Genomic DNA, 25,135 nt, shown 5'->3' with positions numbered 1-25,135 from the left:
TACACCAACTAGCGCGTCCTATTTCCGCAAATACAGTTTCCGCATAATCTCAGTGGAACTATTCTTGCGGATAACAAACGCCATCCGGAATAACGAACTTCGGGGTAATCTCGCGCAGGCAAAACTCGTGACACACGGACATTAGTGGAAGGTCATCCCACTGATTTGTCGGAGACGAATTTACTGAGTCCGTCTATCTTGAAGCTGTGATGTTACTGCTTGTTGGAGTGTATACACACTTTTTCATCCCTTCTTCGAGTGATGGTGCGGACACATTCACTAGATATGCGTAGCTAACTTCACCATTGGAAGGGTACAATGTGGTTTGTATTCCTACCCCTCCTGGGCTTCTAGCAGATTCATAATCATCATCGAGACCCGAAACCCGATCCGACAGTTCTACTCCGTATTCCTCAGAATCGGCAGTCCACTGGTAGGTAAGATTGTATTCCGGTGTCGGCTTATAACCACTAATAAAGTCACATCTAGAGAACTCTCTCGTGACAACATATTCTACAGTCCGGACTTCGTTTGACGGTAAATTCGAGATCTCAATTTGCTTGGTACATCCCAATGTACTTAGCCTGTTTTCGTAGCCATCTGGGGGCTCCAAATCAAAGGTAATTCTTGGTTGAATATAATTATCTGAATCCATCCCCTCGGTTATTCCAGGTCCCTCAAGATTAGTATATATTGAACACCCCGGTAACCGCAATGATAACTCAACATCTTCAACCGGCTTATCCGCTGTATTTTCTATTTGAACCCGATACAGGGAGTAGTCTTCTTTCCATTTTAACCCATCAAAGTCGTCCACACTCACATTCTCCGGGTAAATTACTGGCATCTCATTAACTGAAACATCAACATTTGGCTCTTGATATCCCGGGGCACCTACGCTGACTTTCAGATTTGTTGCGGCCGTAGCAAGGTACGGCTGAAATAAGACCGCGATTACCATCGCAACGACCGCGCCAACAATGAAGCCATGCCAATCAAGTCCATCTTCTGGGCGAAGTTTGGCGATGATTTCGGATAGTAGGTCACTCATCATATATTGATTTCACATCTACCATATCAAAACCCACATTATATGAGTATTTCTTGAAGCATAATCTTGACATCACTATTCTAACTATAAGAACCAAGCTAACACAATAACAAAAAATTGGATGTGTATTTTTTACCAAAATTCTCTTGGAGATTTCATAATCCTAATTTCAACTACACCTGGAGATGTCGACTGAAAGACCGAAGCCGCCTGATGATTACGAACAGTTCCAAAGAGAGTCGCTGGAGTGAGTTATCAACAATAACTGAAATATTCTCAGTCCGCCGCGCTCGGCGCCCCGAGATACTTCTCGTTCAGTTCGTACTCCCCGTCCTCACCCTCGATCAGGTACTCGCCGTAGTAGGGGACGCGGTTCGCCACCACTTCCTCGAAGGTGTCCGCGATCTCCTCGCGGGTCATCTCGCCCATCGAGCGGAGGTCGTCGTTGCGGTTGAGACACCCCTTCAGGTACCCCTCGTGGGTGACGCGGACGCGGCCGCAGTTGGCGCAGAACTCCTCGTTCTCGACGGGGTCGACGATCTCGACCATGCCGCCCGTCTCGTCGTCGCTGTCCTCGCCGACGAAGTACCGCTTCCGGTCGTGCATCTCGCGGTGTTCGACGCGGTCGGCCTTCTCCGCGAGCCAGTCGTGGACGCGCCCGATGTCGACGTTCCACTCGGGCTTGCCCGTCAGCTCCGGCATGTACTGGATGAGCTGGAGCTGGAGCCCGTCGTTGTCGGCGACGTACTCGACCATCTCCTCGACGTAGCCCGCGGTGTGCGTGAACACGACCATGTTGAGCTTCACGGGGTCGAGCCCGGCGTCGACGGCGGCCCTGACGCCTTCGAGGACCTTCTCGTAGGCGCCCGACTTCGTCACCTCCGCGAAGTCGTCCGGGTCGAGCGCGTCCTGCGAGACGTTGACGCGGTCGAGCCCGGCGGCCTTCAGGTCTTCCGCGCGCCCGGGGAGGAAGGTGCCGTTCGTCGTCATCGACACCTCCATCGAGTCGGGCGTGCGCTCGATGATCTCCTCGAGGTCCTGGCGGAGCATCGGCTCGCCGCCCGTGAACTTCACGGCGTCGACGCCGTACCCCTCGACGACCTCTAAGAAGCGGACCACGTCGTCCGCGCTCATCTCCTCGTCGCTCGGCTCCATCGGCCCGCGCGTGTCGCCTAACCCCTCGTTGTGACAGTAGACGCAGTCGAAGTTACACCGGTCGGTGAGCGAGATCCGTACCCCCGTCACCTCCCGTCCGAAGTCGTCCGCGAGTGGGCCGGCCATGGCGGAGAGAAGCGACTACGCGCGCTTAAATATCCGGGTCGAACGTGTGGGTGCGTAACACTCAGCGGTTACATTGCGGCCGCGACGCCGCCGACCGACGGTTACGATTCCGGACTCACCGCCCCCCTCACAGCGACACGCGGAGCCCGTCGGTCGCGACCCGCACCTCGCCGTCGAAGCCCGCGTCGCGGACGCTCTCTTCCATCTCGCGCTCGCGACCACCGGTGTGCGGGTAGAGGTGCGAGAGGAGGAGGGTCCCGATCTCCGCGCCCGCGAGCGACTCGCCGAGGCTCGTCGGGGTCGGGTGGTTCGACACGTCGACGTCGTCCGGGAACGAGCAGTCGTGAACCAGGAGCTCCGCGCCGTCCGCGAACCGCCCCATCCCCGCGAACGCCTCCGTGTCGCCCGAGAGCGCGAGCGGCCCGCCGCTGGCCTCGGCGTCCGAGCTCGGCGGCGAGAACCGGTAGGCGAACCCGTCCATCGAGTGCCGCGTCTCGCGCGCAGTCACGTCGAACCCGCCAGCGGCGAACGGGCGCGACGCCGACACCTCGCGGACGGCGAGGTCGATCCGCCCGTCGAGGTAGTCGTGAACGTCGAGCAGGCCGTCGACGAGCGACTTCGTGCCCGCGGGGCCGACCACTTCGAGGTGTTCCTCGCCGGCGAGCCAGCGGGCCTTGATGAGGGGAAGAAGGTCCGCGACGTGGTCGAGGTGGTGGTGCGTGAGGAGGACCGTCGAGACGCCCTCGTAGCTGGTGTCCGTCCCGGCGAGCCGCTGGAGGACGCCGCTGCCGCAGTCGACGAGCAGCGACCGGTCGCCGTCGTCGAGGAGGTAGCCGGCCTGCGCGCGGTCGGGGACCGGCATCGCGCTGCCGGACCCGAGCACGGTGAGTTCCATGCGGACGGGTCGCGTCCGGATCCACCTGAACCCCGCGGCTTCAGTCGCGGACGGGCGTCACTTGATGAGGAACACCGGCACCGACGAGTCGTCGGCGACGCGGTCGGAGACGCTGCCGAGCGACCGAATCCGCTCGCGCGGCGACTTCCCCTCCGGGCTCATCACGATCACGTCGATGCCGAACTCCTCGGCGTACTCGACGATCTCCGTGTCCGGCGTCCCGTGCGCGACGTGGGTCTCGACGTCGAGGCCGGCCTCGCTCGCCGCGTCGGCGACCGCGTCGACCGCGGCATCGCCCTGCGATTCGAGGTCCTCGACGACCTCGTCGTGGAGGTCGCCCGAGTTGGCGGTCGTCACCCGCTGGTCGACGACGTACAGCGCGTGGAGCGTCGCGTCGTGGTCCGTCGCGAGCCGGATCGCGTGGTCGAGCGCGCGGTCGACGGCCTCGCTCCCGTCGGTCGGCACCAGGATCTCGTCGTACATGTCTCGGCGTTCGCGCGGCCGAGGCTTAACGGTGGGGCCTCGGTGTCGGGAGGCGGGAGCGCTTCCCGCCGCGCGCGGAGTCGGTGCCGGAGGCGGGGAGCGCTACTCGCCGCGCCAGCGGCCGCCGATCTCCTCGCGGCGCATGCTGTTCGCCTCGCCGTCGCGGAAGACGCTGACGCGGCCGGTCTCCTCGCTCAGCGTCACCGTCGCGACGACCTCGGGGCGGACGGAGGTCTCGATCGCGCTCATGTGTCGCGACCCCATCCACGGCTCGTAGCTCACGTCGTCCACGAGGTCGGCCTCCTCGTCGCGGGTGCCGAGGTCGCGGAACCTGACCATCTGCTCTTCGATCTCGCCGTCGACCGCGACGACGATCCCGCCGTCCTGCTCGACGCTCACCGACTCGGCGGCGTCAATGAAGGCGTCCTCGTCGAAGACCGACGCGCAGTCAGCTCGGGGCCAGCGCTTGTCGCCCATCGGGTCAGCGTACGCGCCGTAGTCGCGGTCAGCGACGACCGCGAAGTACAGCCCCGGCCCCTTGACGTGCGGTTCCTCCCACCCACCGAAGGAGACGCCGACGTGCTCGGCGCAGTAGGTCAGTCGGTCGACGACCTCGCGCACCCGCTCGTGGTCGCCGTAGTCGATGGCGAGGTCGCTCATCGCTGTCTGTCCTCCGGGGGTCGTCCGCTGCGATTGCCGCCGTCGGTCACGAGCGAGCAAACGCGATCCCGGTATATAAGCGCAGCCGAGTCGGGCGGGAGCCTACGACCGCCGCCACTCGGTGAACAGCCGCGTGTCGAACCGGTCGGCGCGGACGAGCCCGACGCCGAACGCGGCCGCGACCGCCGCGGGCAGGAGGTTCCCGAACCAGACGTTGATCCCGCCCCAGAGGATCACGAAGCTCACCATGTCGTCGAGCATGAACTCGCAGTCCCGGAGCCGCTCGCGGATCCCCGCCGCCGCGAAGGCGCGATCGAGCGTGACCACCGCGACGATCGCGGACAGCACCCAGCCGGCGTAGTTCGAGAGCGGCACCCCGTAGAACGCGCCGCCGCCGAAGTCCCAGAAGCCGAGCGAGACGGCGCCGGGGTCCAAGACGACGTCCATCGCGACGACGACCGGGATCACCGTCGCCAGCCGCACCCACACGCTGTCGGCGCGCGGGCCGAGCAGCAGCAGGCAGAGCAGGTAGGCGTTCATCACGAGCGGGATGAAGAAGACCGGCAGCGCGACAGGCACGCCCCCGAGCATCGGCCCGAGGTCGACGGTGTACGCGAACTCCCCGTACGGCCACCCGGTCGCGACCCCGACCCCCTCGATGAGGTACGTGTACGCGGTCAACACGCCGATCCAACCGAGCGCTCGGCGGTCTATCGTCGGCAGCACGCCGACGACGAGCGGCGAGCGCATCACGATAACGCCGAACAGCACGAACCACGGGTGGAACGCGAACGGCTCGGGAATCCACCCCTCGGCGCTGCCGACGAGCGCGATCGCCCCCACGAGCGGGAAGACGACCGCGATGGTGAAGCGGTTCTCGCGGACGAGTCGGTCGAGCAGCGCCTCCGCTTCGCGGCGCGTGTCGGGCGCGCGCTCGCGGAGCGCGTCGAGCCCGGAGGCGGTCGTCGCGGTGGAGGCGCTTCCGGTCGCCCCGTCCCCTGCCGAGCCGCCCTCGGCCGACCCCCCGCCGTCGCCGTCGGTCACGGCAGCGCCTCCCAGAGCGGGTACACCCGCCAGAGGCCGCCCATCGACAGCAGCGTGCCGACGACGGTGTTTAACGCCGGGAACCACCAGTACGCGCGGTCGACCGAGACCGACGAGCGCGCGACCCACGCGACGAAGATCGGGTAGACGCCGAGCAGGAGTCCGAGCCGGAAGTCGACGAGCCAGAACCCGGCGGCCGCGGCGGTCCACGCCGCGAAGCAGTAGGCGTAGGTACGCCCCTCGCCGAGGACGGTCGCGGTCGTGTCGATCCCCGCCGCGCGGTCCGGCTCGATGTCCGGGATCGCGGAGAACGTGTGCATCCCCATCGTCCAGAGCCACGCGCCGGCGAGCGCCGCGAGCGGCGGGTGCGTCCCCGCGACGGTCGCGTACGCCGCCGCGCCGGGGAGCGCGTACAGCCCGTTCGACAGCGAGTCGAGGAACGGCGTCGTCTTGAACCGGGCGGGCGGCGCGCTGTAGCCGACCGCGAGGACGAGGAAGCCGAGCAGGTACGGCCACGCGACCCGCGGCGTGATCGCGAGCGTCGCGAGCCCGAGGAGGCCCGACGCGACGACCGCGGCGACGACGGGACGGCTCCCCCGCCAGCGCGCCTCGCGGCCCTCCTTCTTGGGGTTCAGCTCGTCGATGTCGGCGTCGAACACGTCGTTGACGCCGTAGAGGAACACGTTCGCGGGGACGAGGAAGTAGAGCGCGAGCGCGACGGTGACGGGCGTGAACAGTCCGCTCACGGCGTCGATTCCGTAGGTGACGCCGACGGCGACCGGGCCGGCGAGGTAGAGCCAGAAGCGCGGCCGCGACAACACCAGCAGGTACCGGAGCCCCTCGCTCCCGCTCCCGGCGGAGCGGGGCTGCTCGTCCTCGGTGGGTCGGGAGCGCTCGTCGCCGTCGGTCGCGGATCGGTTCTGGTCGCTCACGGCTGGACTCACACGTCGTCGTCGGCCATCGCTTCCGCAGTCAGCCCCCCGCTGATGAGACACATCGGGACGCCGATGCCGGGCGTCGTCGTCGAGCCCGTGAAGTAGAGCCCGTCGACCGCGTCAGAGACGTGCGGCGGGCGAAGCAGCGAGGTCTGGGTGAGCGTGTGCGCCAACCCGAGCGCGCTGCCCGCGTAGCTGTTGTACCGGTCCGCGAAGTCGTCGACCGAGAACGTCTCCTCGACGACGATCCGGCCGCGGAGGTCGGTGCCGGTGTTCTCGGCGATGTCGTCGATGACGAGGTCGCGGTAGCGGTTGCGGATCTCCGGGGTGTCCGCAAGGCCGGGCGCGATCGGAACGAGCGCGAAGAGGTTGCTGTGCCCCTCGGGCGCCACGCTGTCGTCGGTCTTCGAGGGTACGCAGAGGTAGTACGCGGGGTCGTCGGGCCACTCTGGGTCGTCGAAGATCTGCGCGAAGTGCCCGTCCCAGTCCGTCGGGAGGACGAGCGTGTGGTGTTCGAGGTTCGGCACGTCGCCCTCGACGCCCAAGTACAGCAGGAACGCGGAGGGGGCGTACGTCCGCGACTCCCAGTACTCCTCCGTGTACTGGCGCTTGTGCTCGGGCAGCAGCTCCTGTTCGGTGTGCGCGTAGTCGGCGTCGGAGACGACGCGGTCCGCGAGGTAGCGCTCGCCGTTCTCGGTGTCGACCGCGAAGGCGCCGTACCGCCCCTCGATGCCCGTCACCTCCGCGTCGGTGACGAACTCCACGCCGAGCTCCTCGGCGAGCTCGACGATCCCGTCGACGACGGCGCCGATCCCGCCGTCGGGGTAGTAGACGCCCATGTTGTAGTCGACGTGGCTCATCAGGTTGTACAGCGCCGGCGTGTTCGTGGGCGAGCCGCCGAGGAACACGAGCGTGTACTGCATCAGCTGCTGGAGCTTCGGGTGGTCGAAGTAGTCCTCGACGTGCCCCTGCATCTTGCCTAAAAGCGAGAGCCCCCACGAGTAGCGGAGCACGTCTTTGTCCACGTAGTCGCGCAGCCGCGGGCGGTCCTCGTACACGAAGTGTTCCATCCCGATCTCGTAGGTGCGCTTCGACTCCTCCAAGTACGCGTCGAACGCCTCGCCGGCCCCGGGCTCGTACGACTCGAATATCTCCTTGTTCTTCTCGCGGTCCGGCAGCACGTCGACCTGATCGCCGTCCTTCCAGAACACGCGGTAGTGCGGGTCGAGCCGCTCAAGATCGTAGAACTCCGACGGCTCGCGGCCGAAGTGGCCGAAGAACCGCTCGAAGACGTCCGGCATCAGGTACCACGACGGCCCCATGTCGAAGCTGAAGCCGTCGACTTCGAGCCGGCTGGCGCGGCCGCCGAGCTGCTCGTTCTTCTCTAATAGGGTGACGTCCGCGCCGGCGTCCGCGAGGTAACAGGCCGTCGAGAGGCCGCCGAATCCGCCGCCGATCACGACGACGGACTCGCCGGCGACGCCGTCGATGTCCGGGACCACGTCCATACGCGATCGTAGGAGCGGCGACGGTATAAATCCGGTCAGACGCGCCGCGGAAACGTCCCGAACGTGTCCGGGACGCCGGGCGAGGCGGGAGACCCGCTCCGCCGGTCCCGGCGCGAGTGGATACCTCTAAGTCGCCGACGCGCGTACCCGGTTTCACATGGACCTGACGGTCGCGATCACCGGCGCAACGAGCGGGATCGGGAGAGCCGTCGCCGAGGCGTTCGTCGACGAGGGGGCGTTCGTCGCCGTCTCCGGACGCGACGGCGCGGCCGTCGATCGCACCGTCGCGGCGCTGAACGGCGAGGGCGAGGACTCGGGCGGCGAGGGCGAGGACTCGGGCGGCGACGGCGAGGACGGAGACGGGGGCGACGGCGACCCGGCGGGCGACGCGGGCGCCGAGCGCGGCACCGCCTGGGGCGACCGCGTCGACGTGCGCGACGAGTTCGACCTCGAACGCTTCTTCGAGCGCGTCGCCCGCGAGGCCGGCCCGGTCGACGTCGTCTTCGCGAACGCCGGCGTGTTCCACGGCGCGCCGGGCGAGAGTCCGGCGGACGAGCTCTCGTACGCCGACTACGACGACACGATGCGGACGAACGCGCGCGGCGTGTTCGCGACGATCACCGAGGCTGTCCCCCACCTCGCCGACGACGCGCGGGTCATCGTCCCGTCGGGCGCGGTCGCGGCCGAGTCGAAGCCCGGGATGGGCGCGTACGCGGTGTCGAAGGCGGCCGCCGAGGCGGTCGCGCGCGGCTTCGCCGCGGACCTCGACGCGACGGTCGGCGTCGTCGACCCCGGTCTCGTCGCGACGGACCTCACTGGGAAGGAACGCGCCCGCGACCCCGAGAGCGTCGCGCCGCTTTTCGTCTGGGCCGCCACCGAGGCGCCCGCCGAGGACCTGAACGGCGAGCGGTTGGGCCTGCGGGAGTGGAAGTCCGCGACGCGATAAGAGTGGATTGAGTTCGGGTCGGCGACGACGGTCGCGAAGGCCTCAGCCGTTTGTTTATAACTGATTGCTGACGGAGCGACGGGAGACACCTCCAAAGCCCCAGCCGCTCATTTATAAACATCTGTCCGCAGATCGGCGGCGAACACCTCCAAAGCCCCAGCCGCTCGTTTATAAATAGTTGCTGACGGATCGACGACGAACACCTCCAAAGCCCCAGCCGCTCATTTATAAATAGTTGCTGGCGGATCGACGACGAACACCTCCAAAGCCCCAGCCGCGAGGCGGGCGCACGCTCGCTGCGCTCCTCGTCACTCGCTGCGCTCGTTCCTGTGGTGCTTGCGTCGCCTGCGCCCGCCTCGCGACTGCCCCTTTGAGTCCCGCCCCGCACCGCAGCCTCACACCTCCCCAGCCTCGTCGGCCTCCCTTCGGTCGGCCGACTCCCTCGCGCGTGCGACTCGCGCCCTCCGGGCGCTCGTCGGCACGCGCCACCGCATCGTCCATTTATATGCGATCGTCGCAGCCGCTCGTCGATATTTAAATACCGTCTCGTCGATTCCGCGCTCAACCACCGAGAATTATCCCGCGGTCGGTCGAAGGTGGGGTATGCCACTCGCGGACCCCGACCTCTCGGGCTCGACGGCGTTCATCACCGGAACGACTCGCGGCATCGGCAAGCAGATCGCGCTCGCGCTCGCCGACCACGGGTGTAATATCGTCTCGACGGGAAAGACGACGGACGACGACGACTCCGAGCTGGCGGGGTCGATCGAACAGACGGCCCGCGAGGTGCGCGAGCGCGGGCCGGAGGCGCTCGCGCTCGAACTGAATCTCCGCGACGAGGACCGCGTCGAGGCCGTCGTCGAGGAGTCGATCGATCACTTCGGCGAGGTGGACATCGTCATCAACAACGCGAGCGCGATCCAGCTGGCGAACGTCGCCGACCTCCCGGCGGACCGGTTCGACCTCCTCACCGACGTGAACGTCCGCGGGACCCACCTCGTCGCGCACGCGTTCGCCGACCACCTCGCGGGGCTCGACGGCGCGTGGCTGCTGACGAACGCGCCGCCGGTCACGACCGACCGCTCGCCGGGCAAGGCGCCGTACGCGTGGTCGAAACTCGGGATGTCGTTCGTCACGCTCTCGCTCGCCGAGGAACTGGCGGGCGACGACGTCGGCTGTAACACGTTCTGGCCGGTGACGACCATCGACACCCGCGCGACGCGCTACTTCGGGCTCGGCACCGAGGACGACTGGCGAAGCCCGGAAATCGTCTCCGACGCGGTCCTCGAGATCCTCGCGCGCGACCCGGCGGAGTGTACGGGGAACAGCTTCTACGACGAGGCCCTGCTCCGCGAGGCGGGCGTCACCGACTTCTCGGAGTACAACCTCACCGAGGGCGACCCGGCGCCCATGTCTGCCCGGCTGTTCGACCCCGAGTACGAGCGCGACTGGTGACCGGGTCGGAGGCGTCGGCCCGGCCGCGTTCGCCTCACTCCGTCACCGCCTTCCGCAACGCTGCGGTCGCCACCTCCGGGTCCTCGGCGGCCGTGATCGCCGACAGCGCGGCCACGCCGGTCGCGCCCGCTTCGACCACCGGCGCCGCGTTGCTCGCGTCGATCCCGCCGATACCGATCACCGGGAGGTCAACCGCGTCGGCGACCGCGGCGATCCGCTCGACGCCGATCCCGTCGCGGTCGCCGGAGACGTCCTTCGAGTCGGTGCCGTAGACGGCGCCGACGCCGAGGTAGTCCGCGCCGGCGGCCTCGGCCGACTCGGCCTGCTCGACCGTCGAGGCCGAGACGCCGACGACGGCGTCCTCGCCCAGCTGTTCGCGGGCGACCGCGACCGGGAGGTCCGACTGGCCGAGGTGGACGCCGTCGGCGTCGACCGCGCTCGCGAGGTCGATCCGATCGTTGACGATCAGCGGCACCCCGGCCTCGGTGGTCAGCTCGCGGACGCGGAGCCCGGTTTCGTAGCGCTCCCGCGCGCTCGTCGCCTTGTCGCGGAGCTGGACGACGTCGACGCCGCCGTCGAGCGCGGCCGCGACCACCTCGGGAGTCGTGCGCCCCGCGGAGCGGCTCGTCGCCGTGACGAGATACGTCTGCCACCCGCTGATATTCATGCGTGGTACAAGCGGATAGTCAGGTGAAAACGGTTGCGCTCCGCGGACGGGCGAGCTCGGGGACGCGGGTGGGACGGACAGACACAAGCCCGCCCGGTCCGTACCGCGGTCCAATGCTATCCCGGCTCCGGAACGGCGCCGCGCGCGTCGGCGAGGCGGTCGCGGGCGCGCTCGACCGGGCCGGCGTCATCGACCGGTCGCGGCTCGACGAGACGATGGGGCTCGCGTGGCCGCGGATCGTGACGGGGTTCGCGATCATGTCGAAGAACACCGTCGACCTCGCGGTGATCGGGTACGCGCTCGGCGTCTCCGCGGTCGCTGGGCTCGGCTACGCCTTCGCGTTCTGGCAGCTCGCGAAGTTCGTCTCCATCGGGCTCGCCGGCGGCACCGTCTCGCTGGTCTCGCAGAACTACGGCGGCGACGAGCGCGGGCGGGCGGGGCTCGTCGTCAAGCAGTCGCTGATCGTGGCCGCGCTGCTCGTCGTGCCGATCGTCGCCGGCTATGTCCTCGGCGCGGAGCGGCTGGTCGCCCTCGTCGGCGGCGACGGCGCGGCGCTGTCCGCGGGGACCACCTACCTCGCCGTCACGGCGCCCGCGCTCGCCTTCGAATTCTTCAACATGATCGCCAGCCGGACGTACGCCGGCGTCGGGGACACCCGCACCCCGATGGTCGCGCGCGCCGGCGGCGCGCTGTTGAACGTCGTTCTCACGGTCTGGCTCGTCCTCGGCGCCGGGCTGGGCGTGTTCGGCGCCGGCCTCGGCACCGCCGTCTCCATCGCCGCGGTCGGGCTCGTCCTCGCGTGGGGATGTCCGGCCGGTCGTACTTCGGCCGCGGCGCCTCGCCCGTCCCGGTCGAGGTCTCCGGGCCGTGGTTCGACGCCGGGCTGACCCGACAGCTGCTCCGGGTCTCCGCGCCGCTGATCGCGCGGCGAGTGGCCGAGGGGGTCGTGGTGTTCCCGCTCCTGTGGGCCGCGTCGTCGTTCGGCTCCGCGACGGTCGCCGCCCTCGAGGTCGGCCGCCGGGTGCGGGCCCTGCTCGGCAGCTTCAGCTGGGGCTTCTCTATCGCCGCGAGCACGCTCGTCGGCCAGCGGCTCGGCGCGGGCGAGGAGTCGCTCGCGACCGCGTACGGCCGCGACGTGATCGCCTTGTCGGCGGTCGTCTACGTCCTCGCGTCGGCCGCGGTGATCGCCGCCGCCACGCCGATCGCGGGCGTCTTCGTCGACGACCCGGCCGCGGTGAGCGCCACCGCGGCGTTCGTCGTCGCGGCCGCGATCTCGGCGGTGCCGCTCGGGATCGACGGCTCGGTCACGGGGTCGCTGCGCGGCGCGGGCGACACGCGGTGGCCCTTCGTGGCGTCGATGATCGGGCTGTACGCGTTCGCGCTCCCGGTCGCGCTCGTCGGCCTCGTCACGCCGCTCGGCGTCGGCGGCCTCTACGCGGCGCTGGTGGCGGAGAAACTCGTGCCGGCCGGACTCAACGGCTACCGGTTCCGCTCGAACCGGTGGCAGGCGGTCAGCCGGCAGTATCGGCCCGACGCGGGCGACGCGGAAGAAGAGGTCGGGTGAAGGGGAGCGGCGAGCGCGTTACTCGTCGGCGGCGACCTCTTCGATCACTTCGACGCTGCCGGTGAGCTGCCGGTGGACGTACGGCATGTCGATGCCGGCGGCGTCGAACGCCTCCTTCACCGCGGTGACGTACTCGGAGCGCACGCGGACGAAGTCGCCGCGGTCGGGGTCCGCGATCCACCAGCGCGACTGGAGCCCGACGGCGGAGTCGCCGAGCTCGACGAGCCGGACCGAGACGCCCGGGTCGTCGAGGATCTCCTCGTGGGCCTCGGCCCTCTCGACGATGATGTCGGTCGCCGTCTCGATGTCGTCGTCGTAGCCGATCCCGAAGACGAACTTCTGTCGGAGCGTGTCGTAGGCGACGGGGTTGGTGACCGCGTTGTTCGCGAGGTCCCCGTTCGGCACCGTCACCAGCTCGTTGTCGAACGTCCGGACCCGCGAGACGCGGAGGTCGATCTCCTCGACGCGGCCGGCGTTGCCGTTCCACTCGATCCAGTCGCCGACCTCGAACGGCTTGTCCTTGAGGATGAACACGCCGGCGACGAAGTTCCCGAGGAGGTCCTGCGCGGCGAAGCCGACCGCGAGCGCGATGGCGCCGCCGAACACCGCGAACGCCGAGAGGAAGCTCCCGTAGCCGGCCACGGCGAAGCCGATCGCGATCGCGGCCACCCAGACGACGGCGTTGAGGACGTTCGTCCCGAGGCTCACCACCGCCTCGTCGAACCCGCGCGATCTGGCGACCCGTCTGAAACCCGGAACCAAGGCGAGCTTTCCGAGGAGCAACACGGCGAGGAAGCCGGCGACGAACCGGAGCGCCGTCGTCGCGATCGCCGCCACGTCGACCGCGTTCGTGATCGCGTCGAGCTGTAATGGGTACATCGTCCACTCATTGACGCGACTATATAAAGAAGCTACTGGCAGCGCGGTTGTTTACGTCCGGTGTGACGGGCGGCTACGACGCGATGGACCGCGAGGCCTCAGTCGCTCCGAACCGCGAGCGGCCCGTCGCCGCGCGCGACCGCGCGCAGCCGCCGGCCGTGGACGTCGTCCGCTGCGATCCGTTCCCGGACTGCCGGGGGGATCCACGCCTCGCGACCGTCGGGTTCGGGGGCGGGCTCGACGCCCGCGGGCCGGATCTCGTCCGAGAGGAACCGCGCGTACGTCGGGAGGCGTTCGCGCAGCGGGACGCCCCCCGCGTCCGCCACCGCCTCGAGTTCGCGGAGGTCCGGCCACTCGTAGGCGGGGTTGATGTAGTCGTCCGTCACCGGCGAGACGCCCCCGAGGTCGTCGATCCCGCAGTCGACGAGATCCGCCGCCGGCGAGAGGTTCGGCGGGACCTGGACCGACACCTCGGGTGGGAGCGCCGCGCGGGCCATCGAGACGGCCCGGCGCATCGTCGCGAGGTCCGGCTTCGGGAAGTCGGAGCGCTCGTTGGGGACGACGTTCTGGACGATCACCTCCTGAACGTGGCCGTGGCGCTCGTGGAGCGCCCGGATCGCGAGCAGGCTCTCGGCCCGGTCCCGCCAGTCCTCGCCGATCCCGACCAGAATTCCGGTCGTGAACGGGACGCCCTGTCGACCCGCAGCGCGGATCGTGTTGAGCCGCTGGCCGGGCGTCTTCCGCCGCCCGCCGGAGTGCGCGTCGACGTCGGCGGTCGTCTCCAGCATGACGCCCATCGACGCGTTCACCTCGCGGAGGTCGGCGAACTGCGCCTCGGTCAGGTCACCGGGATTCGAGTGCGGGAGTAACCCCTCCTCTAAGGCGATCTCGCAGGCCCGGTAGAGGTACTCGTGGATCGAGTCGAACCCCCACTCGGCGAGCGTCTCGTGGACCTCGGTGTACCGGTCGTCGGGCTCGTCGCCGAAGGTGAACAGCGCCTCCGTACAGCCCGCGTCGGCGCCGACGCGGCACTGCTCGCGCACCTCCTCGGGCGAGAGCAGCGACGCCTCGCCGGGGACGTCGTAGTAGGTGCAGTACGTACAGGTGTACCGGCACGCGGTCGTCAGCGGGATGAAGACGTTGCGCGCGAAGGTGAGCCGGTCGGCGGCGTCGACGTCGGCCGGGCGGACCGAGAGCAGTCGCTCGACCGCCCGCTCGTCGACCGCGACGTCGATATCGTACTCGTCGGCCCCGGCGAACACGGCCGTCACTCGCGGTCGGCGTTTAAAAAGAATCGCGGTTGCGGATCCCTCGTCGACACCGGATCCGGTTACGTCGCGGCCGGCCGGCACGGTCGGGCGGCCGGGCCGGACGCCGCGCGAGACGGGACGCGTGCGGTTCGGTTCGGAAGCGAGCCGAAAAGCCGATGCCCCGCGCGTCTCGACGATGAAGCCATGCCCTCCCGACGATCCGCGCTCCGGGCGGCCAGTGTCGCCGCGGCCGGCGCCCTCGCCGGCTGTTCGCGGCTCCGATCCCGCGGCGCTCGAGTCGACGTGACCCTGTTTAACCAGACGGACGCTCCCTACACCGTCGAGGTGGAGTTCTATCGCGACGACGGCGCGACGGAGGCGGCGGCGAGAGCGTTCAGTTCGTCGTTCGACGTCGAACCCGACGGGGAGGCGACGGCCGAGGGAGTCGTCGACGCGGGACGGTATCTTGTCCGCTATTACGCGTACGAGGGGAACTCGAAACTGACCGACGAGGACCACGTTCACTTCATCCCGTCGGGGGACGAGACGGAGAACCTCGCCTTCGACATCCAAGAAACGGGCGAGCTAACTCAGCGGTGACCTCACTGTCGCGTCACTGACCGCGGACGGGACGGACGCGTTCCCGGCACGGTTCGACGGCGGCTCAGTCTCGAACCGCCGCCACGCGACCCCCGGACGCGTCGAGCGCGAAGCCGGCCTCGCGGAGCCACGTCCCCGCCCTCCCTTCGCCGTGGATCAGCACCTCCGCGAGATCCGCCGGCTCGTCGACGTCGGTGCCGAGTCGGTGGGAGTCGACCGCGACGAAGTCCGCGCCGACCTCGGCCGCGATCCCGCGGTGATCGAGGTACGACGCGCCGTGGTAGTCCACCCGGAACTCGGGGTGCGAGGCGACGAACGCGTTCGTGCCGCCGCCGCGCCCGGGGGCCATCGCGACGTCAGCGTCGTGTCCGGCCGCGAAGAGTCGGTCGAGCGCGGCCGGGGTCGCGAGCGCGAGGTCCGCCATCACGACGGCGACCGACTCGGGCGATCTATCGCGTTCTTCCGTTCCCAGCCGCGCGTCCAGCGCCGCGTTCACCGCGTCCGTCAGCGGCCGGTCGTCGACGGTGACGGGCGCGTCGACGTCGACCGTGTCGGTGGCGAGGACGCGCGGCTCGCCGCCGGCCCCCTTGACCGCGTCGAGTACGTCGTCGAGCATCGCCCGCGCGAACGCCGCCCGCTCGTCTGGCGAGAGGACGTCCGAGAGTCGAGACTTCGGGCGGTCGGTCGAAAAGGGGACGATGACCTCCATCGCGGCAGACGGCGGGCCCTAGAACAGGGATTCCAGCTCGTCGCTGTCGTCGCTGACGAGCTCGTCTAAGTTCTCATCGCTCTCCTCGCGGATCTCGTCGAGGTTGTCCTGCGCCTCGATGGCGACCTGCTGGAGCTCCTTGATCCGCGGGACGTTCGTGACGCCCGCGAGCAGGATGACGGTCGCGACGAAGCCGGCGCCGCGGTACGGGTAGTCCCCGCCGCGGACCTCCATCGAGCCGGTCTGCTCTTCGAGCCACTTCCGCCCGCGCTCGATACCTTTCCGGTTGAGGTACTCCGGCGGGCCGGCGAGCACGAGGAGGGCGCGCTCCGCGCCCTCGATCTCGCAGGGGAGCGTGAGGCGGCCGAGCGCCGCCTTGCGCACGAGGCTGGTGATCCGGTTCGTCGTGTGGGCGCTGTCGAGCTCCTCGTCGTCGCCGTCGTCGCGCAGCCGCGAGAGCAGGCCGCCCGAGGAGCGCTCCTCGACCTCCTCCTCCGCGTAGCCGACCGTGGAGACGCCGCCGCCGGAGAGCGTGTTGATGATCTCCGAGGAGTCGACGACGCTCTCGGCGACCTCCTGGCCCTGCTGGATCTCGCCGGCGCCGAAGAGGATGCCGAACCGCCGGACGATCTCCTCGTTGATCTCCTCGTAGCCGCCCTGAACGGACTCGCCCGTCTTCCGCCAGGCGTCGTTGTCGAACACCATCAGGTTGTCCACCTCGCGGACGAACGTCTGGAACGAGCGGGCCGCGTTGAGGGTGTAGATACCCCCCTCGTCGCTGCCCGGCAGGATCCCGAGCCCGTAGACGGGCTCGGTGTAGATCCGCTTGAGGTGTTTCGCGAGCACCGGCGCGCCGCCGGAGCCCGTCCCGCCGCCGAGCCCGGCGACGACGAGGAAGGCGTCGACCTCGTGGACCGGGATCGAGTCGATCGCCCCCTGAACCTCGTCGATGTCCTCCTCGGCGATCTCCGCGCCCAGCTCGTTGTCCGCGCCGACGCCGTGGCCCTTCACGCGCGACTGGCCGATGAGGACGCGCTGGTCCTCGGAGATGTGTTCGAGCCCCATCAGGTCCGCCTTCGCCGTGTTGACGGCCGCTGCGGCCCGAACGATCTCGGAGCCCGTCCGCTTATCGTACTCCAAGAACTTGTCGACGACTTTACCCCCCGCCTGTCCGAATCCGATCATTGCGAGTTTCATCGTGTGCTCCCTCCGCGTTTGAACTGAACAGAACGTGATCTCGTATATAAGCCTTCGGTTGCGGTTACCAGCGTTGAGATTAGGACAGCTGACACGTTCGAGTCGCCGGTGATCGGTGTCTCAGTCATCGGATCCCGAGGTGCTCGCCGAGCGTCGTCAGTTCGGCCGGGTCGACGCCAAACGCGCCGACGTCGTTGTCGGCGGTCGTGTTGTCGAACTTCAGCGAGCGGTACTGGTCCGCGCCCATCGGGAACCCGGGCACCGCGCCGAGGACCGAGAGGCCGATCTTCGCGAGCGGCATCGGCAGCGGGACGATGGTGACGCCCTTCTTTTCCGCCTCGTAGACGAGGTCCGTTACCTGCCGGAGCGTGAGCACCTCCGGGCCGCCGACCTCGTAGGTCTCGCCGACGTGCTCGTCGTCGGTCACCGCGGCGGCGATCATCGGCACGAGGTCCTCGACGTGGATCGGTTGGAACCGCGTCTTCCCGCCGCCGGGAAGCGGGTACAGCGGCACGCCCGGCGCGAACATCCCCTTCAGCCGCTTGGTGAACGAGACGAACTCGCCGCCCTCGCCGAAGACGACCGACGGGCGGAAGATCGTCCAGTCGAGGCCGCTCTCGCGGACGATCTCCTCGGCCTCGCCCTTCGCGCGGATGTAGGCGGTGTCGCCCTTCGGGTCCGCGCCGAGCGCGCTCAGCTGGACGAAGCCGTCGACCCCGCCGTCCTCTGCCGCGCGGACGAGGTTCTCGGTCCCGCCGCGGTGGATCCGGTCGTGCATCCGGTTACCGCCGTCCGGTTCGAACAGCGGCGAGAGCGCGACCAGATTCACGACCGCGTCGTGGCCGTCGACGGCCGACGCGATGGAGTCGTAGTCGGTCACGTCGCCGGTGACGCCCGTCACGCCGTCCGGCGTCTCCTCGGGCGAGCGGGAGAGCGCGGTCACCGCGTGCCCATCGTCGGCGAGCGCGCGACAGAGGTACGACCCGATGAACCCGGTCCCCCCGGCTACCAACACTTTCATGCGAGTCATATCGCGTGGAAGCCCCGTAAACCTACCGCGGCGTCAGACGCTCTGGAAATTCGACGTATCGGCGGCCGGCGTTGACGGGAACGGCCGGACTACTCCTCCTGCTCCTCGGGAACCGGGACCGTCAGCACCGGCACGGGCGCGCTCCGCAGGGTTCGCTCGGCGACGCTCCCCAGCAGGTACCGCCCCACGCCGGTCCGGCCGTGGGTCCCCATCGCGACGAGGTCGACGCCGGGGTCGTCGACGTACGCTCGGATCCCGCGCGCGGCCGAGGAGGCGACCTCGACGGCGCCGACCGCCTCTAACCCGGCGGCCTCGACGCGCTCGACGCCCTCGGCGACCGCGTCGTCGGCGTACTCGGAGAGGGCGTCCACCTCGACGTGATCGGCGATACCGATCCCGCCGGTGTCGACGACCGAGAGGACGTGGACCGTCGCGCCCGCCCGCTCCGCGATCGGGATCGCGCGGTCGAGCGCGGCGGTCGCGGCCGGGCTCCCGTCGGTCGGCACCAGGACGTCCTCGTACGGGTACGGGACGGCCTCGTCGCCCGGACGGAGCGCCAGCACCGGCACCGGCGACTGCCGGACGACGCGCTCGGTCGTGCTGCCGACGAGGTGTTCGACCCCCTGCCGCCCGCGCGTCGACATCGCGACGAGGTCGGCGTCGACCTCCTCGGCGTACGCGGCGACCGTCTCGGGGACGCCGCCCTGTCGGACTGCCGTCTCCGCGTCGACGCCGCGGTCGACGGCACGGGCCGCCGCCTCCTCGACGATCGACTCGCCCTCCTGTTCCAGCACGTCGACCACGTCGCCGCCGATCCGGGTCACGCTGTCGCGGGTCGTGTCCGCGACGTGGAGGAGGTGGACCGTCGCGCCGTGGTCGGCGGCGATCGCTAAGGTGTGCTCGAAGGCCGCCGCGGCCGCGTCGCTGCCGTCGGTGGGAACGCAGATCCGGTCGAACATACGCGACTGGTCTCGCGCAGGGGTGAAAAACGCTCGTGTGGTGGCCGTCACGCAGCGTCGCCGGCTGACGACCCATCGCCGCCGCCGGCGTCGCCCGACTCGTCCGGGCCGTCGCGCCGCGTGACGCGCACCGTCGAGATGCGCGCGCCGTCGACCGCGGTGACCTCGAAGGCGTACGCCTCGGTCTCCGCGACGTCGCCGACCTCGGGCGAGCGCCCGATGCGGTCGAGGACGAACCCGCCGAGCGTCTCGTAGCCGTCGCCGCTGAGGTCGGTGCCGAGCGCGTCGTTGACGTCGACGAGCGCGACCGAGCCGTCGGCCTCGTGCGTCCGGTCGCCGGTCCGCCGGATCGTGTGCCGGCCGTCGGCCACGTCGAACTCGTCGCGGAGGTCGCCGACGAGCGCCTCCGCGACGTCCTCGACCGTGGCGATCCCCTCGAAGGCGCCCCACTCGTCGATCACCGCCGCCATCTGCCGGCGCTCGTCGCGGAACTGGACGAGGAGGTCGCTCGCGCTCGTCGTCTCCGGGACAACGAGGATCTCCCGGGAGAGGTCCGCCGCGGTCGGGCCGTCTGCGTCGCCGGCGTCGCCGTCGGCCGCCTCGGTCGCGCGCAGCACGTCCTTCACGTCGACGAAGCCGACGACGCGGTCGGCGTCGTCGCTCTCGACGACCGGGTACCGGGTGTGGCCCGCGTCGAGGACCGTCTCGCGGATCGCCGAGAGCGACGCGTCCGCGGGCAGCGAGACGACGTCCGGGCGGGGGACCATCAGCTCGCGGGCCGCAGTGTCGTCGAGCTCGAAGACGCCCTCGATCATCGCGACCTCGGACTCGTCGACGTGGCCGGCCTCGCCCGCGCGGGCCAGCACGCGACGGATCTCCCGCTCTTCGAGCGTCTCGTCGCTCTCCGAGGCGGGCGGCACGCCGATCAGGCTCGTGAACGCGTTCGCGGTGCCGTTGAACACCGCGATGCCGGGCGAGAAGATCAGGTACGAGAGCTTCATCGGCGGCGCGAGCAAAAGCGAGATCCGCTCGGCCTGCGCGATGGCGATGGTCTTCGGCGCGAGCTCGCCGAAGACGACGTGGAGGAAGGTGATGAAGGAGAACCCGATCGCGAACGCGACGAGGTGGACCAGCCCGTCCGGCAGGAGCGGGCCGAGGACGGGCTCGATGAGCGCCGCGACGGCGGGCTCGCCGATCCACCCCAGTCCGAGCGACGCGAGCGTGATCCCGAGCTGCGTCGCCGCGAGGTAGTCATCGAGGTTGGTCATCACCTCTTGGAGCGTCTCCGCGCCCGCCTTCCCCTCCTCGACCAGCTGATCGACCGAGGTGGCTCGGATCCTGACGAACGCGAACTCCGAGGCGACGAAGAAGCCGTTCAGGGCGACCAACACCAGGGCGGCCGCCACCCGCGAGAGCGAGACGGCGACCGCTACCATCCGTTCCCTCCGGGCCCGCGAGCGGCTGGCGGATTATCGGCCATGACCCCCGTTCGGGGAGGGGTTACTAAAAAGGGCCGTCGGGCGGGCCCGCGCTCGGACCGAGGGAGGCCCGAACGCCCGGACCGGACCCGGGCCGTTTATTCCTCGCCGCGGCGGAACGCGACCATGCTGATCACGCTGGAGGGGCTCGACGGCAGCGGCAAGACGACGGTCTGGGAGGCGCTCCAGGACGTGTACCCCGACGCGACGTTCACCCGCGAACCCACCGACAGCTGGTACGGGGAGGCGGTGGGGCGCTCGATGGGCGACCCGGACGCCGACCCGCTCGCGGAGCTGTTCTTATACACCGCTGACCACGCGAACCACCTCTCGGAGACGGTGCGGCCGGCCCTCGCGAACGGCGACTTGGTTATCTCCGACCGCTACTCGGACTCGCGGTTCGCCTATCAGGGGGCGACGCTCGCGCGCGCCGACGCCGGGATCGAGCGCCCGGTGGAGTACGTCCGCGGGATCCACGCCGCGTTCTCCCGCCCGCCGGACGCGACGATCTATCTCGATTTAGACCCGAAGACCGCGGCCGAGCGCGCCGGCCGGACGGACAAGTTCGAGCGCGACGGCTACCTCGCCGCCGTGCGCGACAACTACGAGCGCCTGATCGGCGCCGACCCGGGCCGATTCCACCGCGTCGACGCCACGCGCGCGCCGGAGGACGTGGTGGCGCGGGTCGAGGAGATAGTCGCCAACTTGGTCGACCGCTAACGGCGTCTCGTTCGAGGGTTTCAGCGGGTATCCGGAGTTCTCAGCGCGTGTCCGGCAGCTCGTACTCGTCGGGCGACGGGACGTAGAGGTAGTCGATCGCGACGCCGAGCACCAGCGGGAGCGCGACGAGCAGCGCCAGCAGGATGGTCGAGCTCCCGACGTCGATCCCGGTCCCGACGCCGAGCGCCCCCGTGAACACGAGCGTCGAGACGAGCAACAGCAGGGGAGTCAACACGAGGGTGTACACGACCGACCCCCACGACGTCGAGAGCTGAATCCGGAAGAACCGGGTCGCGACCCCGGCGAGGAACGTGTGGAACGCCACCAGAGCGAGGAGGCTGCCGAACCCGAACAGCGCGAGCATGGTCGCCGTACGGACCGCCGACACTTCCCCCTATCGGCCGCAGCCCGGACCGCCGCCCCTCGGCCCGGCCGACCCTCCCGCTGACCGGCCCGGCCGTCCCTCAGACCGGCCCGCCGCCGCCCTGCTGGCGCGCGGCCGAGAGCAGGTCCGAGACGGGTGCCGTGTACTCGTAGCCGGGGATGACGCCCTGAACGTACGTTCCCTCGACAAAATCGATCAGCGCGCCCGCGTCGTCGACGCCGCGACGCTCGTTGATGTCCGCGAACTCGTAGGTCACCGCGATCTCGTCGCCCGCGCGCTCGACGGCGGGGTCGAACTCCCTGTCCTTCCGCGTGACGCCGCCGACGTCGACCGCGCGGCGCTCGAACGTGTCGGCCCACCCGTCCTCGACCACGTCGGCGACCTCGTCGGCGGTGACCGCCGAGAGCGTGGGCACGCGGACGACGACCGCGAACCCGATCCGCCCCTCCTCGGCCGACTCGGCGCGAACGCGCCCGTCGAACGCGGTCGTCGTCGATATCCAGGCGTCGCCGTCGCGCTCGAACGAGCCGTGGTCCGCGAACGCGCGGCGGACTCGGTCCGGTAGCTCCCCGGTCGCGTCCGCGTCGTCGGTTCCTGTCATACCCGATCGGAGGCGACGCGCCCTGAAAAGCCGCTCGCGTCGCCCGCGCGAGTCCCGCCCTCGGCGTCGTGGCGGACCCCGTCGCCCCCGTCACCGATACGGGCACAGCGAGCCGGTACGTCGGTCCCTTTTGTGCGTCGACCGCCGAGGCGGGGTATGGCAGACACGTTTCGGTCCACGGAGGGACTGATCGACGCGCTCGCGGACGCCGAGTTCGACCGGCCGCCGGCGCTCGTCAGCAACGCCCACATCACCGGGCTCGGCGTCGCCCGCGCGCTCGACGCCCACGGCGTGCCCGTGATCGCGCTCGACCGGGCCGGCAGCGACGCGGGAACGGCCGCCGAGACGGTCACCCACGACGGGGTCGCCCCGCCCTCGGACGCGGTCGACTTCGCCGGGGCGGTGACGTACCCGCTCGACGACCTCGACGGGTTCCGCGAGGACGTGGAGGCGATCGTCGACGCCGCGGGCACCGAGGCGGTCGCGTTCGGCTGTATGGACGAGTGGGCGCTGTCGTACGCCGAGGCCGACCCCGACGGCGTCCGGCTCCCGTTCGCCGGCAGCGACACGCTCGACGACGTGTTGAACAAGTCGGAGCTGTACGCGACCTGCGAGCGGCTCGGCGTCCCCTACCCGGAGACGTACCGGTTAGCGGAGACCGCGGCGGCCGGGACCCGCGACGCGGACGCCACGGTCGAGGAGGCCGCGGACGCGCTCGGCTTCCCGCTTGTGGTGAAACCCGAGCTCAAGCGCGACTTCGAGGAGGCGTTCGGCACCAACGTGATCGAGGTCGCGGACCGCGAGGAGCTCGCGGACGTCGTCGCGGCCGCGAGCGAGGAGGGGATCGCGGTGATGGCCCAGAAGCGCGTCGACATCGCGACCGGGAAAGACCACTCGCTGGCCTCCTACGTCCCCCCGTCGGGCACCGACGACGCGCTCGCGGTCGTGGGCAACGCGGCGGTGCGCTACCCCCGCAACTTCGGCACCTCCTGTCTCGTCGAGACCGCGGACGAGCCGGCCATCGAGGAGCGCGCGCTCGCCGTCCTCGACGACGCCGGCTACCACGGGATCAGCGAGTCGGAGTTCGTCTACGACGCCGACCGCGAGGAGTTCCTCCTGCTCGACGTCAACACCCGGCCGTGGAAGTGGATCGGGATGCCCGTCGCGGCGGGCGCGAACCTCCCGATGGCGGCGTACGCCGCGGTCACCGACGCGACCTACGAGTCCGACGGCGTCGAGCCGACGCGGTGGGTGTACCTCCGCGACTACCTCTCGCTGCTCGCCGGCGACGACGCGTTCTGGGACCAGCTGTCGGCCGCCGACTGGCGGCGCCTCGTTTCCGGCGCCTTCGAGCGCGAGGGCGACCTGACGACCGGCGTGTACCGCCCTTCCGACCCGGGACCGGCCGCGAAACTGTTCGAGACGGAGTTCGTCGACCGCGAGTACTACTGCTCCTGTTAGCGAGCTCGGGCGCTCCGCAGGGGCGTTTCAGCCATCCGGCCGTTCGTCACGGGAGTCTTCGGTCGCTTCGTCGCCGATCGGAACCCGCCAGAGGAGGATGACCGTCGCCCCGACGACGAGGACGACGCCGCCGACGCCGAGCGCGAACAGCGGGGAGACGGCGTCGGACACGACGCCGCTCCCGAGTTGGAACGGGACGACGGCGAGCCCGCTCACCATCGCCATCGCGCTCAGGACGGTGGCGCGACCGAGCGTCTCCACGCGGTCGTTGACGTACTGGCCGGCGAACGACCGCGTGACGTCCGACACCCCCCGGATCAGGAGGAACGTCGGGAGCGCGAGCACCGGGACGAAGTACATCGCGATCAGCGCGCCGCCGACGGCGAACGGGAGGACGAGGAACCACGTCCGCAGCCCGATCCGCTCCCGTATCGCTCCCGTGTAGTAGGAGAGGACCGCACCGACGAGGCTGTACGCCGCGTAGAACCACCCGAGGAGGGGTTCGACCTGCGATTGCGAGATCCCGAGGTCGAGAACGACGGTCTCGAATATCGGCTGGAGGAAGACGAACACGAGGTAGGTGACGGCGGCGTAGAGGACGTAGTAGTACAACAGGAACGAGCGCATCCGACGGCGCGAGATGACCGCTTTCACGATACCGGCGGTTCGGCGGAGGGTCAGGTCCTCCGTGTCGGTCTCCTTGTACGTCTCGGACTCGTCGAGCGTGAGCAGCACCGGGACCCCGAGACTCGTCACGCCCGCCGCGACGAACCACGGATACGAGAGGTCGACGCTGCCGAGGTACCCGCCGAGGACCGCCGCGACGGCGCCGACGGCCAGCGCCGCTGACTCCCCGCGCCCCCGAACGCGGGCGAACTCGTCCTCGGAGAGGTCGTCGGTGAGCGTGTCGTAGAGCCACGCGTCCTCGCTTCCGGAGCGGAAGTTGTACCCCAGCGACCAGCAGACGTAGAGGCCGGCCAGCGGGAGGAACGAGCCCGACAGCCCGATACCGAGGAGCGTCACGGAGATGAGCGCGGTCCCGATGAGGAGGCTGTTGCGCCGCCCGACGCGGTCGCCGACGTAGCCGGTCGGGATCTCACCAAACACCGTGGTCAGGTTATACACTGCCTCCAGAACGGCGATCTGCGTGAACGAGAGCCCCTGCGCCAGAAAGAAGAGGTACATGATCGGCCGATAGAACTCGACCGATTTCGTCGCCTTGTAGACGTAGTATTTCAGGATGTTCCCGGAGAGACCCGCTCCGAGACCGTCGCCGGTGCTGGCTGCCATGCGTGTGGTACCGAACGGGAGGCCGGTTGGTGTAAGCTGTTATTACGCGACCCCGGGGTCGGCACATACGCCGGATCATGTTGCCGG

Annotated in this window: 24 protein-coding genes and 1 pseudogene; 6 read left to right on the top strand and 19 right to left on the bottom strand. The window is 69.2% G+C overall.

Going from position 1 to position 25,135, the window contains the following annotated elements; genetic code table 11:
* Positions 1–193 precede the first annotated feature (193 nt).
* From J7656_RS06570 to J7656_RS06535, 8 genes are all read right to left on the bottom strand, one after another.
* Positions 194–1,051, bottom strand: a complete 858-nt coding sequence (locus J7656_RS06570) for a hypothetical protein (protein ID WP_211554439.1) — start codon at positions 1,049–1,051, stop codon at positions 194–196.
* 276 nt (positions 1,052–1,327) lie between these two features.
* On the bottom strand, positions 1,328–2,332 hold the full coding sequence (gene moaA / locus J7656_RS06565; RefSeq protein ID WP_211554437.1) for a GTP 3',8-cyclase MoaA: 1,005 nt from the start codon (positions 2,330–2,332) through the stop codon (positions 1,328–1,330).
* A 127-nt stretch (positions 2,333–2,459) separates the two neighbouring features.
* A complete protein-coding gene (locus J7656_RS06560) occupies positions 2,460–3,227 on the bottom strand; it encodes an MBL fold metallo-hydrolase (protein ID WP_211554435.1) in 768 nt (255 codons plus the stop codon).
* A gap of 57 nt (positions 3,228–3,284) precedes the next feature.
* Positions 3,285–3,710 carry a universal stress protein gene (locus tag J7656_RS06555; protein ID WP_211554434.1) on the bottom strand — a complete coding sequence of 142 codons (426 nt, stop codon included), beginning with the start codon at positions 3,708–3,710 and terminating at the stop codon, positions 3,285–3,287.
* Between the two features lie 102 nt (positions 3,711–3,812).
* Positions 3,813–4,370, bottom strand: a complete 558-nt coding sequence (locus J7656_RS06550) for a diadenylate cyclase (RefSeq protein ID WP_017344492.1) — start codon at positions 4,368–4,370, stop codon at positions 3,813–3,815.
* Positions 4,371–4,472: 102 nt separating this feature from the next.
* Positions 4,473–5,414: a bisanhydrobacterioruberin hydratase gene (cruF, locus tag J7656_RS06545; RefSeq protein ID WP_211554433.1), complete on the bottom strand. Its 942-nt coding sequence runs from the start codon at positions 5,412–5,414 to the stop codon at positions 4,473–4,475.
* On the bottom strand, positions 5,411–6,358 hold the full coding sequence (locus J7656_RS06540; protein ID WP_211554432.1) for a prenyltransferase: 948 nt from the start codon (positions 6,356–6,358) through the stop codon (positions 5,411–5,413). Before J7656_RS06540 ends, cruF begins: the two co-directional genes overlap by 4 nt.
* Positions 6,355–7,857 (bottom strand): phytoene desaturase family protein, encoded by a 1,503-nt coding sequence (locus J7656_RS06535; protein WP_211554430.1) that lies wholly within the window; start codon positions 7,855–7,857, stop codon positions 6,355–6,357. Before J7656_RS06535 ends, J7656_RS06540 begins: the two co-directional genes overlap by 4 nt.
* A 157-nt stretch (positions 7,858–8,014) precedes the next feature.
* Here J7656_RS06535 and J7656_RS06530 point away from each other — a divergent pair, with 157 nt between their 5' ends.
* Both J7656_RS06530 and J7656_RS06525 read left to right on the top strand, forming a co-directional pair.
* Positions 8,015–8,803: an SDR family oxidoreductase gene (locus tag J7656_RS06530; protein WP_017344488.1), complete on the top strand. Its 789-nt coding sequence runs from the start codon at positions 8,015–8,017 to the stop codon at positions 8,801–8,803.
* A 603-nt stretch (positions 8,804–9,406) separates the two neighbouring features.
* The gene (locus J7656_RS06525; RefSeq protein ID WP_211554428.1) at positions 9,407–10,258 is read left to right on the top strand and encodes an SDR family oxidoreductase; all 852 of its coding nucleotides are present in this window, start codon (positions 9,407–9,409) and stop codon (positions 10,256–10,258) included.
* 34 nt (positions 10,259–10,292) lie between these two features.
* Here J7656_RS06525 and thiE read toward each other — a convergent pair whose 3' ends face one another.
* Entirely contained in the window at positions 10,293–10,925 is a 633-nt protein-coding gene (thiE, locus tag J7656_RS06520) for a thiamine phosphate synthase (RefSeq protein WP_017344486.1), read from the bottom strand.
* Between the two features lie 113 nt (positions 10,926–11,038).
* Between thiE and J7656_RS15165 the strand changes: the two are divergent.
* A pseudogene (locus J7656_RS15165) lies at positions 11,039–12,489 on the top strand (MATE family efflux transporter).
* Between the two features lie 18 nt (positions 12,490–12,507).
* Here the strand turns inward: J7656_RS15165 and J7656_RS06510 are convergent.
* Positions 12,508–13,368: a mechanosensitive ion channel family protein gene (locus J7656_RS06510; protein ID WP_017344484.1), complete on the bottom strand. Its 861-nt coding sequence runs from the start codon at positions 13,366–13,368 to the stop codon at positions 12,508–12,510.
* Positions 13,369–13,466: 98 nt separating this feature from the next.
* A complete protein-coding gene (cofG, locus tag J7656_RS06505; RefSeq protein WP_017344483.1) occupies positions 13,467–14,630 on the bottom strand; it encodes a 7,8-didemethyl-8-hydroxy-5-deazariboflavin synthase subunit CofG in 1,164 nt (387 codons plus the stop codon).
* A gap of 291 nt (positions 14,631–14,921) precedes the next feature.
* Here cofG and J7656_RS06500 point away from each other — a divergent pair, with 291 nt between their 5' ends.
* Positions 14,922–15,218, top strand: coding sequence for a hypothetical protein (locus tag J7656_RS06500; protein ID WP_237738340.1), 297 nt, complete (start codon positions 14,922–14,924; stop codon positions 15,216–15,218).
* Positions 15,219–15,282: 64 nt separating this feature from the next.
* Here J7656_RS06500 and cofC read toward each other — a convergent pair whose 3' ends face one another.
* From cofC to J7656_RS06475, 5 genes are all read right to left on the bottom strand, one after another.
* A complete protein-coding gene (gene cofC / locus J7656_RS06495) occupies positions 15,283–15,927 on the bottom strand; it encodes a 2-phospho-L-lactate guanylyltransferase (RefSeq protein WP_017344481.1) in 645 nt (214 codons plus the stop codon).
* A gap of 18 nt (positions 15,928–15,945) precedes the next feature.
* Complete coding sequence (locus J7656_RS06490) at positions 15,946–17,124, bottom strand: tubulin/FtsZ family protein (protein WP_026046309.1); 1,179 nt, start codon at positions 17,122–17,124, stop codon at positions 15,946–15,948.
* A 124-nt stretch (positions 17,125–17,248) separates the two neighbouring features.
* Positions 17,249–18,145 (bottom strand): complex I NDUFA9 subunit family protein, encoded by an 897-nt coding sequence (locus J7656_RS06485; RefSeq protein ID WP_017344479.1) that lies wholly within the window; start codon positions 18,143–18,145, stop codon positions 17,249–17,251.
* A gap of 98 nt (positions 18,146–18,243) precedes the next feature.
* Positions 18,244–19,113 (bottom strand): universal stress protein, encoded by an 870-nt coding sequence (locus J7656_RS06480; protein WP_017344478.1) that lies wholly within the window; start codon positions 19,111–19,113, stop codon positions 18,244–18,246.
* A 47-nt stretch (positions 19,114–19,160) separates the two neighbouring features.
* A complete protein-coding gene (locus J7656_RS06475; RefSeq protein WP_017344477.1) occupies positions 19,161–20,549 on the bottom strand; it encodes a hemolysin family protein in 1,389 nt (462 codons plus the stop codon).
* A 168-nt stretch (positions 20,550–20,717) separates the two neighbouring features.
* Here J7656_RS06475 and tmk point away from each other — a divergent pair, with 168 nt between their 5' ends.
* Complete coding sequence (tmk, locus tag J7656_RS06470; protein WP_211554426.1) at positions 20,718–21,311, top strand: dTMP kinase; 594 nt, start codon at positions 20,718–20,720, stop codon at positions 21,309–21,311.
* Between the two features lie 40 nt (positions 21,312–21,351).
* Here tmk and J7656_RS06465 read toward each other — a convergent pair whose 3' ends face one another.
* Positions 21,352–21,675 carry a DUF7991 family protein gene (locus tag J7656_RS06465; RefSeq protein WP_017344475.1) on the bottom strand — a complete coding sequence of 108 codons (324 nt, stop codon included), beginning with the start codon at positions 21,673–21,675 and terminating at the stop codon, positions 21,352–21,354.
* A gap of 100 nt (positions 21,676–21,775) precedes the next feature.
* Positions 21,776–22,297: a DUF5813 family protein gene (locus J7656_RS06460; protein WP_017344474.1), complete on the bottom strand. Its 522-nt coding sequence runs from the start codon at positions 22,295–22,297 to the stop codon at positions 21,776–21,778.
* A 156-nt stretch (positions 22,298–22,453) separates the two neighbouring features.
* Here J7656_RS06460 and J7656_RS06455 point away from each other — a divergent pair, with 156 nt between their 5' ends.
* Positions 22,454–23,758, top strand: coding sequence for a carboxylate--amine ligase (locus tag J7656_RS06455; RefSeq protein WP_211554424.1), 1,305 nt, complete (start codon positions 22,454–22,456; stop codon positions 23,756–23,758).
* Positions 23,759–23,785: 27 nt separating this feature from the next.
* Here the strand turns inward: J7656_RS06455 and J7656_RS06450 are convergent, their stop codons facing one another.
* Positions 23,786–25,048 carry an MFS transporter gene (locus J7656_RS06450; protein ID WP_211554422.1) on the bottom strand — a complete coding sequence of 421 codons (1,263 nt, stop codon included), beginning with the start codon at positions 25,046–25,048 and terminating at the stop codon, positions 23,786–23,788.
* Positions 25,049–25,135: the final 87 nt, after the last annotated feature.

This window comes from Halorubrum ruber, assembly GCF_018228765.1.
Classification (GTDB): domain Archaea; phylum Halobacteriota; class Halobacteria; order Halobacteriales; family Haloferacaceae; genus Halorubrum; species Halorubrum ruber.
Note: the sequence above shows the minus strand (reverse complement) of the source record. Positions and strands in the feature narration are given on the sequence as shown.